Origin of the sequence: Stutzerimonas stutzeri (genome assembly GCF_024448715.1) — a bacterium.
Taxonomy (GTDB): domain Bacteria; phylum Pseudomonadota; class Gammaproteobacteria; order Pseudomonadales; family Pseudomonadaceae; genus Stutzerimonas; species Stutzerimonas stutzeri_AR.
Window position 1 is genome coordinate 453,167 of sequence record NZ_JAMOHZ010000002.1, and the last position, 15,831, is coordinate 468,997.

The window sequence follows — 15,831 nt, forward strand, 5'->3', positions numbered from 1 at the left end:
TTGCACCGATGGCGGCAACTTGAGATCATGCTGCGAATAGTTCTCGTTAACGGCCAATTCCCGGCCTTGGAGCGTTAGCCTTGTCGGCTAGTGAGTCGTCCAACCAACTTTACGTAGGTACGCTGTATCGCGATCATCGCGATTGGCTGCTCAACTGGCTGAGGCGCTACCAGGCATGCCCCCATCGGGCCGAGGACCTGAGCCAGGATACCTTCCTGCGTCTGCTCAAACGCAACGACCTGAGCGGCGTGCGCGAGCCCCGCGCACTGCTGGCGACTATCGCGCGCGGACTGCTGATCGACCACTTCCGCCGCAACGCACTGGAACGCGCCTACCTCGATGAACTGGCTTTGCAACCGGAAGGGACGCAACCCAGCGCCGAGGAGCAATTACAGATCATCGAAGCATTGCGCGAGGTGAACGAGCTGCTGGGCCGACTGTCCGCAAATGCACGAGCGGCATTCTTCTACAACCGTCTGGATGGCATGACCCACGCTGAGATTGCCCAGCGTCTGGGCGTCTCGGTCCCGCGCGTACGGCAGTATCTGGCTCAAGCGCTGCGTCAGTGTTACATCGCTGCCTACGGCGAGCCGACATGAGCGACGAACGCCGCCCCGTATCGGCACGGGTACTCAACGAGGCTATTGCCTGGCAGCTGCGCCTTGGTGATGGGGCCGAGAGCTCGCTTCATCTCAGCGAGTTGCAACGCTGGCTAGCCATGAGCCCCGAACACGCAAAAGCCTGGGCGCAGCTCGGCGGTATCGACCGGCGACTGGGTGCTATCGACTCGCCAAGCGCTCGGCGCGCCTTGCAGCTCAGCGCCACCGCCAAAAACCGAAACACTTCCGGACGCACCTTTCTCGGGCTTGCCCTGCTCTGTACTTTCGGCATCGGTCTGGTATTGCAGGTCCGGCCATTGCCGGTCTGGCTGGCAGACGAGAGCACGAGCGCAGGGGAACAACGCAGCATTACCCTTGCCGACAATAGCCACATTCAGCTGAATAGCCGCAGCGCGCTGGATGTGCGCTTCGATGAACGCCAGCGCAAATTGTTCCTGCATCAAGGAGAGGTGCTGGTGGAAACGGCTCCGGGAAGCGACCCACGGCCGTTCATTGTGGAAACCGACCAAGGTGACCTGCGAGCGCTGGGCACCCGCTTTATCGTCCGCCGCGAGGACGATGCCACCCGGCTGATAGTGCTTCGCTCGGCGGTCGCCGCGCTTCCGAGCAATCTCCAAACAGGCCGCACGGTGCGTGCCGGCGAGCAAGTACTGATGCACCGTGACCATCTCGGCGACAATCGGAATGCACCAATAGCGGCGGACGCCTGGAGCCGCGGCATGTTGGTCGTTGATGACCTGCCGCTGGGTGAATTGCTGGCGAAGCTAGGCGAGTATCGGCACGGCTATCTCGGCCTGGATCCGAGCCTGGAATCCCTACGCATCAGCGGCAGTTTTCCACTGCATGACACCGACCGCGCGCTGGCGGCCCTGCCGCCCAGCCTCCCGGTAAAAATCGAGCGCCACACCGACTGGTGGGTAATGGTGGTTCCAGCCGAGCCGGTAGCGAACCCGAGCAAATGAACCGCGGCGCCCATCGCTCGCGGCGGTTGTAGTCCCGCCCAATTTGAAAAATATTTTGCGTACCCCTATCACTTTTCATTCCTGCTTCGGCCTCGTGAATAACTGAGATACATTCCTATTCGGGAGCTATTCACAAATGCCATCGTTTGCCCTGTTTCGTCCCAGTCTTCTTGCCGTTGCCATTGCAGTCGCGCCCATGCCGCTGCTGGCGCAGTCCGCCAGTGGCGAGACAATTGATGGCGGGGTTCGCGAATACTCCCTACCGGCTGCTCCACTGAGCTCGACGCTCAATCGCATTGCAGCAGAAGCTGGGCTAGTACTTAGCATCGACCCTGCGTTGACCCAAGATCGTATGGCCGAACCGGTTCAAGGCCGCTTCGATGGCCAGGGCGCGCTGCAGGAAGCGCTGCGGGGCACCGGTCTCGAGCTGCGCCAAACTGCTTCGGGTAGCTACAGTCTGCAGCCAGCGGCAACCGACGCAATGGCACTGCCGGATGTCATCGTGACGGCAAGCGAAGCGCTAGCCGACGGCAGCGAAGAAAGCGGCTATCGCGCCAGCGCCGTGCGAAACGTCGGCGCGCTGGGTGGGATGGCACTTCAGGATGCACCCTATTCGGTGACGGTGATTTCCTCGGAGCTGATGGACAACATCCAGGCCACCTCCAGCGACGACATCTTCAAGCTCAGCCCGACCACGCAGTTCACTTCCCCGACCAGCGCCGGCTACGCCAGCGCGGTGGCGATTCGCGGCTTCAGCGGCGTCGGCAACCTGAGCATTGCCAATGACGGCCTGCGCTTCAGCAACGGCTACGACGGCGGCAACTACATCGAGGAAATGGAGCGGCTGGAAATCCTCAGCGGCCTGTCGGGCTTTCTCTACGGCCCGGCCAGCCCCGGAGGGCTGGTCAATTATGTGCTCAAGCGCCCGACCTACGAGCGCTACAACAGCGTGACCTACGGCACTCCGGGCGGCGAGAACCAGTACCTGCACGGTGATTTCGGCGGCCCGATCGACAGCGAAGGTCGCTTCGCCTATCGCGTCAACCTGCTCGCCCAAGATGGTGAAACCGCCATCGACGGCCAGGTCGAGCGCCGCCACATGGCCAGCGTCGCGCTGGATTGGAACGTCAGCGACGACCTGCTCATCCAGTTCGACGCCTCGCACAAGCAGAGCGAGACGCGCGGTCTGACCAGCTATTGGTACTTCGCCAACCAAGCATTCCGGCCAGATGCCGACGACCTGGAGAACGACAAGCTTTATAGCCAGCGCTGGGCCTACAACGACAGCCGCCACGACCGCGTTGGTAGCCGCTTCCAGTGGCGCCTGAACGATGTGTTCAGCTTGCGCGGCGCACTGGGTTATAGCCAATACACCTCCGAATATGCCTACACCGGACCGACCGTCTACTCGGCCGGCCTGTACACACAGCCGCTTTATGCCTTCGCCCCGGTAGAGACCGAAGAGACCTCGGGCAACCTGTTCCTCGATGCAGCCTTCGACACCGCCGGCATCGGCCACGAGATGACCTTCGGCTACCAGGGCAATGTCGCCCGGGTGCGCTACAACAGCGACTACATCCCCTTCCCAGGTCCGCAATATGTGTCGGTCACGCCTGAAGTGCCCTTCAGCGAGCGCCCACAAGTCGCCAAGCCGAATTACGACCTGGGCGATGGCGACTTCCACCTGGCCAGCCGCACCCAGTCCGACAGTGTGCTGATCGGCGATGTCATCACCTTCAACGAGCAATGGTCGACGATCCTCGGTGTGACGCACTCGCGCATCAAGACATTCAGCGACAACTTCGTCTGGGTCGAGGCGTTCGGCAGCGCCCCGACCATCGAGGATTACAGCGAGACAAAAACCTCGCCCAACGTCTCGCTCGTCTACAAACCGGTCGAATGGCTGACCACTTACGCGACCTACATCGAGGGCCTTCAGACCGGCGGCGTCGCGCCGAGCGGCACGAACAACGCTGGCCAGGCGCTGGCGCCGATCATTAGCGAACAGTACGAGATAGGCGCGAAAGCCGAGCTCGGCGGTGCCCTGTTCACCGTCGCGCTGTTCGAAATCGACAAGCCAAATACCTTCACCAATGCTGCTAATGTCTTCGTCCAGGACGGCATGCAGAACAACAAGGGCTTGGAATTCAGCGTGACTGGCAACGTCACTCCGGCGCTCACGCTGGTCGGCGGCATCACCCTGTTAGACCCGGTCGTCGAGGACTCGGCCATTGCCGCTAACGAGGGCAACCGTCCGACCGACGTCGCGCGACGCCTGGCCAAGCTATACGGCGAATATTCGATTTTCGCCGTGCCCGGCCTGACGCTCACCGGCGGCGCCTTCTATACCGGCGAGCAATACACCGACGAAGCCAACGACAACACCATTCCATCGTTCACCACCTTCGACCTGGGCGGTCGTTACCGCATGGCGCTGGCGGACGACCACGCGCTGACCCTGCGTGCCAACCTGAGCAACCTGACCGACGAGCACTACTGGCTGAGCAGCCATTACCTCGGCGCTCCACGCACGCTCGAGCTGTCGGCGCAACTGGAGTTCTAATGCAGGCCACCACCATCCGCCGCTGGTCCTTCGTCCACACCTGGACCAGCTTGATCTGCACGCTCTTTCTGCTGATGCTTGCCATCACCGGGTTGCCGCTGATCTTTCATCACGAGCTGGAGCATCTGCTCGGCGAGGCGCCGGAGCTGCGCGAGATGCCGGCCGAAACGCCGCACCTCGACCTGCAACAACTGGTCAGCGCAGCCGAGCGGCATCGACCGGACGAGGTGGTCCAGTACCTCGGCTGGGAAGAGGACGAGCCGTCCGGCGTGGTCGCCATCATGGCTGCGACGGCCGGCACAGAACCCAATTCTTCCCATACCTTTATGCTCGATGCGCGCACTGGCGAAGCCGTGGAAATGCCGGCGGCCAATGGTGGGCTGATGATGTTCTTCCTGCGCATGCACGTCGACATGTTCGCCGGGCTGCCTGGCAAGCTGCTACTGGCGTTCATGGGCATTCTTTTCGTCGTCGCGATCGTATCCGGCGTGGTGCTTTATGCGCCGTTCATGCGGCGTCTCGAGTTTGCCAAGGTGCGCCATGAACGCTCCAGCCGCACGCGCTGGCTCGATCTGCACAACCTGATTGGCGTCGTCACGCTCAGCTGGGCGTTGGTGGTAGGCATCACGGGCGTCATCAGCGCCTGCGCCGATTTGCTGATCGAGGCGTGGCGCGCCGAATCACTTGCCGCTCTGGTCGAGCCTTATCGGAACGCTCCGCCCCTGGTCGACGCCGCCCCGGTTAGCAATCTGGTACAGATCGCGACAAACGCGACTCCCGGTATGCAGCCCGACTTCATCGCTTTTCCCGGGACGCGGTTTTCCAGCGAGCACCACTATTCGATCTTCATGAAAGGCAGCAGCCATCTAACGTCACACCTGTGGACACCGGTACTGGTCGACGCCAGAACGCTGGAGGTGACCGCCATCGGCGAACGACCTTGGTATATGGACGCTTTGTCGTTGTCTTCACCGTTGCATTTCGGCGACTACGGCGGCCGACCAATGCAGATTCTCTGGGCGGCACTGGATGTGCTGACCATCGTCGTGCTCGGTAGCGGATTGTATCTGTGGTGGGTTCGACGTCGCGGCGCAACATCGGCACGCGAGGTGATGGCATGAGCTGGCGGCAATCGACCTTCATGCTGCCTGGCCTGATCGCCCTGCTGGGTGTGACCGGATTGTTCGCCGCGCTGCTCGGCGATGGCTGGTGGGACGTGCTCGCTTGGCTCGGACTGGGCGCTCAGGCGGCACTAGGCCTGTGGCCTTTGCTGCCCGGCCGAAGAAGTCGAGTAGGCAGCGAAAGGATCCGCCAGCACCAGCTGTGACGTGACCCGCCAGGAAGGCGCATCACTGCACTGGAGCGAGTTACGAGCGGTCGGATAAGCAAACGGCCCGGTAAAGCGGCGCGTCCGCCTCCAGTTCGGTCATGGTTTCAAACTTCGCCTGACCTGCCTCGTTCAACCTAAACATCACCTTTTCGTCGCAGAGCAACTGATAAGGCGCGCTTATCACCGTAGACATCAGGTGGTGCTTTTCAAAGCGATACAGAGCGAAACGGGCGATTCGTCCCTTGGAAGTTTCCTCGATTTGCGCATTGGCACTATCAAGTACCGTATAAACCAGCGGCATGGGAAACAGCATGGTCCAGGGCCGCCATAACATATGGCCTTCTTCACTCGATACGATCACTGACCCTTCAGGCAAGCGCGCCTCCTTGGTCTCGAACCAGGTGTACTCGTAATGAACGGTATAGGCGAGCATGCCCAAGCCGGCGAATGCCGGGACGATCCATTTCGGCAGCCGCTTGCGAGTGAGATTGCGCAGCAACAGCGCGATCCCCACACCCGCCAGGGCAGCAACAATTGCAGCGATTAAATGCCAGATCATATACAGCTTCCTCAAAAAAATCGGGCTTCCAAATGGAAGCCCGACTCCTACCTCAACCTCGTGTCAGACCAAGTCTGACGTCTGGTTGCATTGTCATTAATGATCAAGCGCAGCGCCAGCACCCTTCGGGGTACGAACGCTTTCGACCAGATCCTGAATTGCCTGCGGAGGCGCTTCAGTTGACAGCGATACAGCATAAGCTACTGCGAAGTTGATCACCGCACCCACTGCACCGAAGGCCAGCGGAGAGATGCCGAACAACCAGTTGTCAGGCGTATTGGCGAAGGACGCCGTGCCCGGGATGAAGAACCAGCCGAGATACAGGAAGATGTAGACCAGGGTAGTAACCAGACCCACAACCATACCTGCGACCGCGCCCTTGCTGTTCACACGCTTGGAGAAGATACCCATCATCAGCGCCGGGAACAGCGAAGCTGCGGCAATACCGAACGCTAACGCCACTACTTGCGCGGCGAAGCCCGGAGGATTCAGCCCCAGCCAGGTTGCCAGGAGAATCGCACCCGTCATGGAAAGACGGGCAGCGAGCATCTCGTTCTTCTCACTGATCTTCGGATTGATGATGTTCTTGATCAAGTCGTGACTGATCGCGGCGGAGATCGCTAGCAACAGGCCTGCCGCAGTCGAAAGCGCAGCGGCAATACCACCCGCAGCGATCAGACCGATGACCCAACCTGGCAGATTGGCGATTTCCGGGTTTGCCAGCACGATGATGTCGTTGTTGACGACCAGCTCGTTACCACTCCAGCCACGCTCTTGCGCAGTGGGAGCGAAGCTGGCATTGGCATCGTTGTATAGCTGGATACGCCCATCACTGTTCTTGTCTTCCCAAGTGATCAGGCCAGTCTCTTCCCAGGTCTTCATCCAGTCTGGACGCTCGTCAAACCGAATCGCTTCGGCCTGCGGGCCCTCTGGATAAATGGTGTCGAGCAGGTTCAGGCGCGCCATGGAGCCAACGGCCGGAGCAGTTAGGTACAACAGCGCGATGAAGATCAGAGTCCAGCCTGCGGACCAGCGAGCATCCGCCACTTTCGGCACGGTGAAGAAACGGATGATGACGTGAGGCAGACCAGCAGTACCGATCATCAGCGACAGGGTAAACAGAGCCATGTTCCATTTATTGTCGACTTCAGCGGTAAAGTCTTGGAAACCTAAATCACGCACGACACTGTCTAGCTTGTCCAGCAAAGGAAGGCCGGACTCTACGTGAGTACCGAACATGCCCAAACTGGGAATCGGATTGCCAGTCAGTTGCATGGCGATGAACACGGCAGGGATGGTGTAGGCAATGATCAGTACGATGTACTGAGCCACCTGGGTGTAGGTGATGCCCTTCATGCCACCAAATACCGCATAGACGAACACGACCCCCGCCGCAATCCAGATACCAGCGCTATTGCTCACTTCGAGGAAGCGAGAAAACGCCACACCGGCACCGGACATCTGACCGATCACATATGTCACACAGATGAGAATCAGGCAGATAACTGCAACCAGACGCGCGCCCCGGCTATAAAAACGATCACCGATGAAATCCGGCACGGTGAACTTGCCGAATTTGCGCAAGTACGGCGCGAGCAGCATAGCCAGCAGCACGTAGCCGCCCGTCCAGCCCATCAGGTACGCCGAAGTGGCATAACCACCGGACGCAATGATACCGGCCATGGAAATGAAGGATGCTGCAGACATCCAGTCTGCCGCAGTCGCCATACCGTTGGTCACGGGATGAACGCCACCACCGGCGACGTAGAACTCCTTGGTCGATCCAGCTCGAGCCCAGTATGCAATACCGAAATACAGTGCGAAGGATGCACCCACGAACAACATGTTTATCCAGAATTGACTCATGTTGTTATTCCTCCACACCAAATTCTTTGTCCAGCTTGTTCATCCTCCACGCGTAGAAGAAGATGATCGCAAGGAACGTAAGAATGGATCCCTGAGTACCGAACCAGAAGCCCAGATCCGCCCCCCCCACCGGTATGCCGGAAAGCATGGGACGCAAGAATATGGCGAAGCCATATGAGACGAGAGCCCAGACCACCAGGCTCCATGTTATGAGGCGAACGTTCGCCTTCCAGTACGCAGCAGCATTTTCTTTATCGGCGTCGGCCATGACGTTCTCCGTCTTATTTTTATTACGAGAAAGGGGAACCACATCGTGAATTTAACAAGGAAGCGTGCTGAAAAGTAAGCCCCGACTTTAGTCTGACGGGGGCTGAATTGCCCGGCTGAGACGCCGTTTCTCTATTTCCTACGGACGGGAGGAAGGCCCCATTCATATTTCGTGAACTACGGCACAGGCAGCGCATACTTGCAGCGGGCGGGGCGCACATGACAGGGATGAGCCCTCACGATGTTCCTTCAAAAGCAAAGAACCACACCAGACTCACGCGAACCGTATGACCGTTCGGTTCAATCAACCCGCCAGACACAGCAAAACCGAGATCAACATCTTTTATTCCGCTATCGATCAATTACTTGCTTTCATCCAATAACGAGTCGCTTCTTAACGATTTCACAAGCAACACAAGAAAAACAACCGGCAGCACATTTAGTATTTAAATCCGCACGGCGATTAAATCTCGTTAAGACATAGTGTTTTATCTACACGGGCGGCATGCAAGCCGCACACACTTTCTTCATGCGAGCCGATGCGTTGTATTACTTCGGTTCTCTTCACGTACAGGCCCACGCATAGGATAGGAAGCAAACGAAACGCTGAAGTAGTGATAGGGCAGCGGATGTGCCTGAGCGACGTCAAGGACACGGCCGCTTGAAGTTACGGCCGATCAGCCCTTTCCAGGCATCGCTCGGAGCGAGCCACACGCCAGCGTTATAAATCTACCGACCGCCAATCGCCTGTTAGCAGCCTGACAGCTGCCTCAGCAGGTCGGACGACCTGCCGTGTACTTCTGCGCGGGATCGATGGCCGCTTCGAGATCGCTGATAGCCGTGGCGCCGATCAACAGCGGATAACTGAAATGACTGCGATCGGTAAGGTTCACTTCCGTTTCGCGCAACTGATCACCGATGCACAACTGCATTTCGACTACTGGGCGCTCGGCGACACCGGGGCCGCGCTCGGCATCGTTATTGGAGTTCGCGGCTTCTTCTGCGCGGGTCTTGATCTCAGCAATGCGCGCCAAGGGACGCTCATAAAACGTATCGCCAGCCCCCTCCACAGCCAGGCGGAACCGTACCCAGTCCTCGCCGTCACGCTCGAAATATTCGATGTCTCGAGCCGACAGCGACGCAGTCATGGCGCCGGTGTCCATTTTGGCTTTGAGGGTCTTGCCGAGGTCTTCGATCTTGATCTGTTCATAGCGGCCGAAGAGCGTTGGCTCTGCGGCGATGGCGGGAAGTGATAACGCGCTCAACAGCAACAACAAACGGGACAAAACAGCCTCCAAGATGTCCATTGACCTACTTGGGACCCGCCTGCACCTGCAACCGTTCCACCCGCAACGTTCCGCTTTGCCAGTAGCCACGCGACGTCGCATGGGCCTGTTAGACTGCGCACCACTTCCCCTTGCAGATGACTACCGTGCCCAGTTCAGCCTTCGCTACCCTGCCCCTCAGCCCCGCGACGCTAGCCAATCTCGACGCACTCGGCTACACCGAGATGACGCCGATTCAGGCCCAGAGTCTGCCCGTGATGCTCAAGGGCATGGACCTTATCGCGCAGGCCAAGACCGGCAGCGGCAAGACCGCCGCGTTCGGTATCGCATTGCTCGAACCGCTCAATCCGCGCTATTTCGGCTGCCAGGCATTAGTGCTGTGTCCAACCCGAGAACTGGCCGATCAGGTCGCCAAGGAGCTGCGCCGGCTGGCGCGCTCGGCCGACAACATCAAGATCCTCACGCTGTGCGGCGGCGTCTCCATCGGCCCGCAAATCGGCTCGCTGGAACACGGCGCGCACGTCATCGTTGGCACGCCCGGGCGCATTCAGGAGCACCTGAAAAAAGGCACACTGAAACTCGACGGGCTCAACACGCTTGTACTCGACGAAGCGGACCGCATGCTCGACATGGGCTTTTACGATGCCATCGCCGAAATCATTGGGCAGACCCCGAGCAAGCGTCAGACCCTGCTTTTTTCAGCCACTTACCCCAGCAGCATCAAGCAGCTCTCGGCCACGTTCATGCGCGACCCGCAGCAGGTCAAGGCCGAGGCGCTGCATGACGATTCGCAAATCGAGCAGCGCTTCTACGAGATCGACCCGGAAAACCGAATGGATGCCGTGGTGCGCATTCTCGCCAGTTTCCGTCCGGAAACCTGCGTCGCCTTCTGCTTCACCAAACAGCAATGCCAGGAACTGGTCGATCAGCTGACTGCCAAGGGCATCTCAGCCATGGCGCTCAATGGTGATCTGGAACAGCGCGACCGCGATCAAGTGCTGGCGATGTTCGCCAACCGCAGCCTGTCAGTGCTGGTCGCCACCGACGTCGCCGCCCGCGGTCTGGATATCGATGCACTAGACATGGTGATCAACGTCGAGCTGGCGCGCGATTCGGAGATTCACATCCATCGCGTCGGACGTACTGGACGCGCCGGCAAGAAGGGCATCGCCATCAGCCTGGTCGCCCCTGCCGAAGCCCATCGCGCGCGGGCCATCGAAGACCGCCAGGAGGCGCCGCTCAACTGGCAACCGCTGAGCGATCTGAAAGCGCAGCCCGGCGAGCCGCTGCAGCCGCCGATGATCACCTTGTGCATCGGTGCTGGCCGCAAGGACAAGTTGCGCCCTGGCGACATTCTTGGCGCACTAACCGGCGATGCTGGCATCCCAGGCACTCAGGTTGGCAAGATCGCAATCTTCGATTTCCAGGCCTTTGTCGCCGTCGAGCGCAGCGTCGCCAAGCCGGCGCTGAACCGCCTCAACGCAGGGAAGATCAAGGGACGGTCGTTGAAGGTACGGCAGCTATAGGCTGGAAGCTGGTAGCTGGAAGCTGGAAGCTGGAAGCTGGAAGCTGGACAGACCGTAGGGTGGATCACGATCCACCGATCCACCGAACCAAAGCAAGGTGGATGTAAAAAGCGACATCCACCCTACGTCAGGCCGGACGCTCTCAGCGTCCCGCCTCCGCCGCTCCCGTTACAACGACCCGCGCGCCCAAGGGCCCCAGATGGCGAATGTGATGCCCGGAGTTTGCGCATTCACAAAAAGAAAATGACCGCTGGGGTCGAAGCAGGCGCCGCAGAATTCCTTGTTCCGGTAATCGCCGCCGGAAACCCGCTTACCGGCAGCGGCAGCCTGAACGTCATCGAAGACTATGTTGTTCTTGGCGAAGATGTAGGCTTCGCCCGTGGTAGTCAGGCCGAGCAGCCGCTCACCAAAGCCGTACACATCCTGTGCGCCGCCGCCGTCTTCGCAAAGCAACAAGCCGCCCCGAGGGCTGACGGTGATGTTGTCCGGATTGTTGGCGATTTCTGCGTCGGTGGAAGCGAAGATGCAGGTCAGGCGGTCCTTGGTCAGGTCGTGCATCCATACCGCGCCGCGGCCATAACCGGCACGCCCTTGACTGTCGGTACCTGCACTGGTGTCGACAATGAACAGCTTTCCTTCGCTGTGCCAGATGCCCTCGCCGCGGCTCATGCTCAGCCCACCGGCTCGCCGCGCCTGGGCAAAGGGGCCGCTGCCTTCGGGCTGCGGCTCGAGATTTGGATTAGGTACTTCGACCCACTCGAGTTGATAGCTGTCGCCCTGCTTCGGCGCGAGCAGATCGGCCTGAGCGCTATTGCGCACCCGCGCTGCCTGCAGAATTCCGCCAGCCGCAAGGGAGCCGGGCTGCTGGCTCGCGTCGGTGGGAATGTAACGGTAGTAGCCGGCCTGGTTGCGTGCGTCTTCAGTCAGGTACACGTAGCTGTTGCGCGGATCCACCGCCACCGCCTCATGGGCGAAGCGGCCCATCTGGACGATTGGTTGGCCAGTCGTCAACGCCGGATCGGCGGTCACTTCGAAGACGTAGCCATGCGGGCGACCGCCGGCAGTGCTGTTATCGGCCGTGGTTTCCTCACAGGACAACCAGGTACCCCACGGCGTCACGCCGCCGGCGCAGTTGGTTCGGGTGCCACCCAGACTCGGCACGGTGCGTACCTCATGTTCGATACCACGTGAAAAGTACAGGTTGGTGGTACCGCCTGCCAGGCGCTGGCCGTTGGCGAGCGTGACGCCATCGTAAATACCGTTGGCCTCGATCAGCGCACCAGTGCCGGCTTCATGGTTGCGCACCAGCACGATTTCCGGGCCATGCTGCCCCCGGCGCACCTCAATTACGCCCATACCGTCATGGGAACCGGGCACCGGCTGGCCGTTTTCCATCATGTCCCCGGTCCAGGAAAAGCTCTTGTACTGAAAACCGTCGGGTAGCTGGAGCAACTCCAGGCCCGTGCTCAGATCTTTGGTCGGGCGCAACGGGCCGTAGCTGCTACGGGCCAGTCCGCGGCCTTGTGCGTTGCGCGCGGCAAAAGCCTGCAGCGTGCCGAGTAACGGCGTGGTGGCGACAACGGCGGCAATGGCGCTGCCCTTGAGCAGGTTTCGGCGGCTGGCATCATGTTCACGGTTCATGCGGTGTCCTCTTTTATCGAAGTGGGGAGGGGCGACATGAATCAAGCCAGCCGAATACGGCGAAACGATGACCAAGCGATTGCGTTCCGGTGATGCGGGACGGATGGTCGGTATAAGCTTTGCAGAGCTAGCCGTGACGTCCGCGCGAGATAGGCGTCCAACTCCCTTTACAGCCAGGCCGACTGCCGTATGCGTTCACCATCGATCAGCCAATCCCTGCGCCGTCTTTGGGCACTGGAGAAGTTCGGCTACAGCCTGCGCGTGTTGATCGCGCTGGCCGGCAGCATGGGCCTGAGCTGGTCTCTTGAGCAGCCTTCGATGGCGATCCCGCTGTTTCTCGGTGTGATTGCCAGCGCCCTGGCGGAGACCGACGACAGCTGGCTCGGCCGGCTTTCGGCGTTGCTGGTCACCCTTTTGTGTTTCAGCGTCGCAGCCGCCTCGGTGCAACTGCTGTTTCCCTACCCGCTGCTGTTCGCCTTCGGCCTGGCCGGCGCCGCGTTCGCCCTGGTGATGCTCGGTGCGTTAGGCGAACGCTATGCCACCATCGCCCAGGCCACGCTGATTCTCTCTATCTACAGCATGATCGCTGCCGACCAACGCGGCGGTGCGGCACTCTACCCGTGGCGTGACCCCTTGCTGCTGCTCGCTGGCGCGACCTGGTACGGGCTGCTTTCGGTGCTGTGGAATGCACTGTTCGCGCACCAGCCGGTGCAGCAGAGTCTGGCCCGCCTGTATCGCGAACTGGGTCAGTACTTCAAGCTCAAGGCGGCTTTGTTCGAGCCGTTGCGCCAGCTCGACGTGGAAGAGCGCCGGCTGCAGTTGGCGCAGCAGAACTGCCAGGTGGTCAGCGCACTGAACGCTACCAAAGAAACGCTTCTGCACCGCCTCGGCAATGGACGTCCGGGCGTGAAAATCAGCCATTACCTCAAGCTCTATTTCCTCGCCCAAGACCTGCACGAGCGCGTCAGCTCCTCGCATTACCCCTATCAAGCGCTAGCCGAAGCGTTCTTCCACAGCGATGTGCTGTTCCGCTGCGGGCGGCTGCTGCGGCTGCAGGGCGTGGCCTGTGCCGAGCTGGCCAACGCGATTCAACTGCGCCAGCCCTTCCGCTACAGCGAAGCCAATGCCCAGGCGCTGGCGGACCTGGAAGCCTCGCTCGACCACTTGCGCCTGCAGAGCAACCCCGCCTGGCGCGGCCTGTTGCGGTCGTTGCGTGCCTTGTCGGGCAATTTATCGACGATGCAACGCCAGCTCGCCAGTGCCAGCAACCCCGATGCGCTGGAAGGCGAGCAAGACAGCAGTTTGTTGGATCGCCAGCCGCAATCGCTGCGCGACGCCGTAAACCGTATCCGCCTGCAGCTGACGCCGACCTCGCTGCTGTTTCGCCACGCCCTGCGCATGAGTCTGGCGCTGATCTGCGGTTATGCCGTACTGCACGCGATCCACCCGGAACAGGGCTATTGGGTACTGCTGACGACCGTCTTCGTCTGCCAGCCGAATTACGGCGCGACGCGGATCAAGCTGGTGCAGCGAGTGACTGGTACCGCGCTCGGCCTGATAGCGGGCTGGGCGCTGTTCGACCTGTTCCCGAGCCAGCAGATGCAGGCGTTGTTCGCCGTGGTCGCCGGCGTGGTGTTCTTCGCCACCCGCAGCAGCCGCTACACCTTGGCGACCGCGGCGATCACGCTGTTGGTGCTGTTCTGTTTCAATCAGGTTGGTGACGGATATGGGCTGATATGGCCGCGCTTGGTCGATACCCTGCTGGGTAGCCTGATCGCCGCTGCCGCGGTTTTTCTGATCCTTCCCGACTGGCAGGGCCGCCGCCTCAATCAAATGGTTGCCAACACCCTCAGCCGCAGCGCCGACTACCTGCGTCAGATCATGCATCAGTACGAGAGCGGCAAACGCGACGACCTGGCTTACCGGCTGGCCCGACGCAACGCCCACAATGCCGATGCGGCGCTTTCCACCACATTGTCGAACATGCTTCTGGAGCCGGGACATTTCCGCAAGGATGCCGAGACCGGCTTTCGCTTCCTGATTCTTTCTCACACCCTGCTCAACTACCTCTCGGGCCTGGGCGCGCATCGCGAAAGCCTGCCGCACGACGCCCGCGACGAGATGCTCGAAACCGCCGCACAAAAACTGGCGATCAGCCTCGACGAACTGGCGACGGCGCTGAAGAACAATCAATCCGTGGCCGTTTACAGCGAAGAGGAAGAAGCCCTCGCGCAGCAGCTCGAGCAGGCGTCCGAAGACCTGGATGACAGCCACCGCTTGTTGCAGACGCAGCTGGGCTTGATCTGCCGCCAGTTGGCACCGCTGCGCAGCATGGTCAGCCACTTGATTCGCCAGGTACAGCCTCAGGGCTGAGGCAGCGACTCGGGCGCTGGTAGCCCGTGGCGGCGAAATATCTCGGCATAGGTGCCGTCCTTGAACATCGCGGCGATCTCGCGATCGAACGCGGCGATGATCGCAGCCTGTTGCGGATGGTCATTGCGTACCACGAGCGAGAGATTACTCAGGCTGAATTCTCCCGGCACGAATCGATAGGCATCGTGCCGATCCTTGAGCTCCCTGGCGAAATGAAACTGCGCCGTGCGCTCATCTTCCCGCGTCAGGTCGATTCGTCCGGCAACGAGCATTCTGGCAGCCTGAACGAAGTTGGAGGCGTAGCCCTTGTTGAGCCGAGCATCATTTTGCAGCGCTTCGCTATAGGCGTAACCACGAATAAGGGCAATTCGATAAGGAGCAAGGCTTTCCAAACCACGATAAACGATACCGCTATCGCGCCGCTGAACCCAACGCATGCGGTTGCTCAGAAACGGCCGCGTGTAACGGGCATAGGCCGCATGATGAGCGTTGGGCCAACCATTGATCATGTCGTAATGACCGAGTTTTAAGCCCAGCACAGCTCGCGCCCAAGGCACCTCGACATAGGACACTTGGTAACCCGCTCGACCAAGTGCCGTGCTGATTAGTTCTACTGACAACCCACCCGCGGGCAAGCGCTGATCCGTATAGGGCGGCCATGCGTTGCCAGCCAGGCGCAGCACCTGCGCGCCTGACGGGATGCTGATCAAAAGAGGCGTCAGCAGTAGGAAAAAACGTATCCATCTCACAAGGTTTTGTTCCGCTCCGATCCATGGCTAAGCGCCAGTTAGATTCAGAAAAGCACAAAACGGGCCGAGTCACGGTGCCCATATCTATG

General features: G+C 60.3%; 13 protein-coding genes. 7 read left to right on the forward strand and 6 right to left on the reverse strand.

Annotation, left to right across the window (positions count from 1 at the left end; genetic code table 11):
* Window positions 1-80: 80 nt before the first annotated feature.
* From NAV33_RS05555 to NAV33_RS05575, 5 genes are all read left to right on the forward strand, one after another.
* A complete protein-coding gene (locus NAV33_RS05555; RefSeq protein ID WP_255977732.1) occupies window positions 81-599 on the forward strand; it encodes an RNA polymerase sigma factor in 519 nt (172 codons plus the stop codon).
* Complete coding sequence (locus NAV33_RS05560) at window positions 596-1,582, forward strand: FecR domain-containing protein (protein WP_255977734.1); 987 nt, start codon at window positions 596-598, stop codon at window positions 1,580-1,582. Before NAV33_RS05555 ends, NAV33_RS05560 begins: the two co-directional genes overlap by 4 nt.
* A 136-nt stretch (window positions 1,583-1,718) precedes the next feature.
* On the forward strand, window positions 1,719-4,145 hold the full coding sequence (locus NAV33_RS05565) for a TonB-dependent receptor (protein WP_255977736.1): 2,427 nt from the start codon (window positions 1,719-1,721) through the stop codon (window positions 4,143-4,145).
* A complete protein-coding gene (locus NAV33_RS05570) occupies window positions 4,145-5,266 on the forward strand; it encodes a PepSY-associated TM helix domain-containing protein (protein ID WP_255977738.1) in 1,122 nt (373 codons plus the stop codon). The genes NAV33_RS05565 and NAV33_RS05570 overlap by 1 nt, the downstream gene beginning before the upstream one ends.
* Window positions 5,263-5,472, forward strand: coding sequence for a DUF4175 domain-containing protein (locus NAV33_RS05575; RefSeq protein ID WP_255977740.1), 210 nt, complete (start codon window positions 5,263-5,265; stop codon window positions 5,470-5,472). Before NAV33_RS05570 ends, NAV33_RS05575 begins: the two co-directional genes overlap by 4 nt.
* Before the next feature lie 40 nt (window positions 5,473-5,512).
* Here NAV33_RS05575 and NAV33_RS05580 read toward each other — a convergent pair whose 3' ends face one another.
* The 4 genes from NAV33_RS05580 to NAV33_RS05595 form a co-directional block, all read right to left on the reverse strand.
* Entirely contained in the window at window positions 5,513-6,034 is a 522-nt protein-coding gene (locus NAV33_RS05580; protein ID WP_255977742.1) for a hypothetical protein, read from the reverse strand.
* Between the two features lie 96 nt (window positions 6,035-6,130).
* Window positions 6,131-7,900, reverse strand: a complete 1,770-nt coding sequence (locus tag NAV33_RS05585; protein WP_255977744.1) for a sodium:solute symporter family protein — start codon at window positions 7,898-7,900, stop codon at window positions 6,131-6,133.
* Between the two features lie 4 nt (window positions 7,901-7,904).
* The gene (locus NAV33_RS05590) at window positions 7,905-8,168 is read right to left on the reverse strand and encodes a DUF4212 domain-containing protein (protein WP_255977746.1); all 264 of its coding nucleotides are present in this window, start codon (window positions 8,166-8,168) and stop codon (window positions 7,905-7,907) included.
* A gap of 769 nt (window positions 8,169-8,937) precedes the next feature.
* Window positions 8,938-9,453: an ATP-dependent zinc protease gene (locus NAV33_RS05595; protein WP_255977748.1), complete on the reverse strand. Its 516-nt coding sequence runs from the start codon at window positions 9,451-9,453 to the stop codon at window positions 8,938-8,940.
* Between the two features lie 146 nt (window positions 9,454-9,599).
* Here NAV33_RS05595 and dbpA point away from each other — a divergent pair, with 146 nt between their 5' ends.
* Window positions 9,600-10,979 carry an ATP-dependent RNA helicase DbpA gene (gene dbpA, locus NAV33_RS05600; protein WP_255977750.1) on the forward strand — a complete coding sequence of 460 codons (1,380 nt, stop codon included), beginning with the start codon at window positions 9,600-9,602 and terminating at the stop codon, window positions 10,977-10,979.
* A 168-nt stretch (window positions 10,980-11,147) separates the two neighbouring features.
* Here the strand turns inward: dbpA and NAV33_RS05605 are convergent, their stop codons facing one another.
* Window positions 11,148-12,620 (reverse strand): PhoX family protein, encoded by a 1,473-nt coding sequence (locus NAV33_RS05605; RefSeq protein WP_255977752.1) that lies wholly within the window; start codon window positions 12,618-12,620, stop codon window positions 11,148-11,150.
* 189 nt (window positions 12,621-12,809) lie between these two features.
* Here NAV33_RS05605 and yccS point away from each other — a divergent pair, with 189 nt between their 5' ends.
* A complete protein-coding gene (gene yccS / locus NAV33_RS05610; protein ID WP_255977754.1) occupies window positions 12,810-14,993 on the forward strand; it encodes a YccS family putative transporter in 2,184 nt (727 codons plus the stop codon).
* Here yccS and NAV33_RS05615 read toward each other — a convergent pair.
* Complete coding sequence (locus NAV33_RS05615; RefSeq protein WP_255977756.1) at window positions 14,984-15,742, reverse strand: substrate-binding periplasmic protein; 759 nt, start codon at window positions 15,740-15,742, stop codon at window positions 14,984-14,986. The two genes, yccS and NAV33_RS05615, sit on opposite strands and share 10 nt — an antisense overlap.
* Window positions 15,743-15,831 lie beyond the last annotated feature (89 nt).

What these genes read in the sequence shown, in the direction of transcription:
- NAV33_RS05560 (WP_255977734.1), top strand. Translation starts at nt 596, where the DNA reads ATGAGCGACGAACGCCGCCCCGTATCGGCACGGGTACTCAACGAGGCT.
- NAV33_RS05565 (WP_255977736.1), top strand. Translation starts at nt 1,719, where the DNA reads ATGCCATCGTTTGCCCTGTTTCGTCCCAGTCTTCTTGCCGTTGCCATT.
- NAV33_RS05570 (WP_255977738.1), top strand. Translation starts at nt 4,145, where the DNA reads ATGCAGGCCACCACCATCCGCCGCTGGTCCTTCGTCCACACCTGGACC.
- NAV33_RS05575 (WP_255977740.1), top strand. Translation starts at nt 5,263, where the DNA reads ATGAGCTGGCGGCAATCGACCTTCATGCTGCCTGGCCTGATCGCCCTG.
- NAV33_RS05580 (WP_255977742.1), bottom strand. Translation starts at nt 6,034, where the DNA reads ATGATCTGGCATTTAATCGCTGCAATTGTTGCTGCCCTGGCGGGTGTG.
- NAV33_RS05585 (WP_255977744.1), bottom strand. Translation starts at nt 7,900, where the DNA reads ATGAGTCAATTCTGGATAAACATGTTGTTCGTGGGTGCATCCTTCGCA.
- NAV33_RS05590 (WP_255977746.1), bottom strand. Translation starts at nt 8,168, where the DNA reads ATGGCCGACGCCGATAAAGAAAATGCTGCTGCGTACTGGAAGGCGAAC.
- NAV33_RS05605 (WP_255977752.1), bottom strand. Translation starts at nt 12,620, where the DNA reads ATGAACCGTGAACATGATGCCAGCCGCCGAAACCTGCTCAAGGGCAGC.
- yccS (WP_255977754.1), top strand. Translation starts at nt 12,810, where the DNA reads ATGCGTTCACCATCGATCAGCCAATCCCTGCGCCGTCTTTGGGCACTG.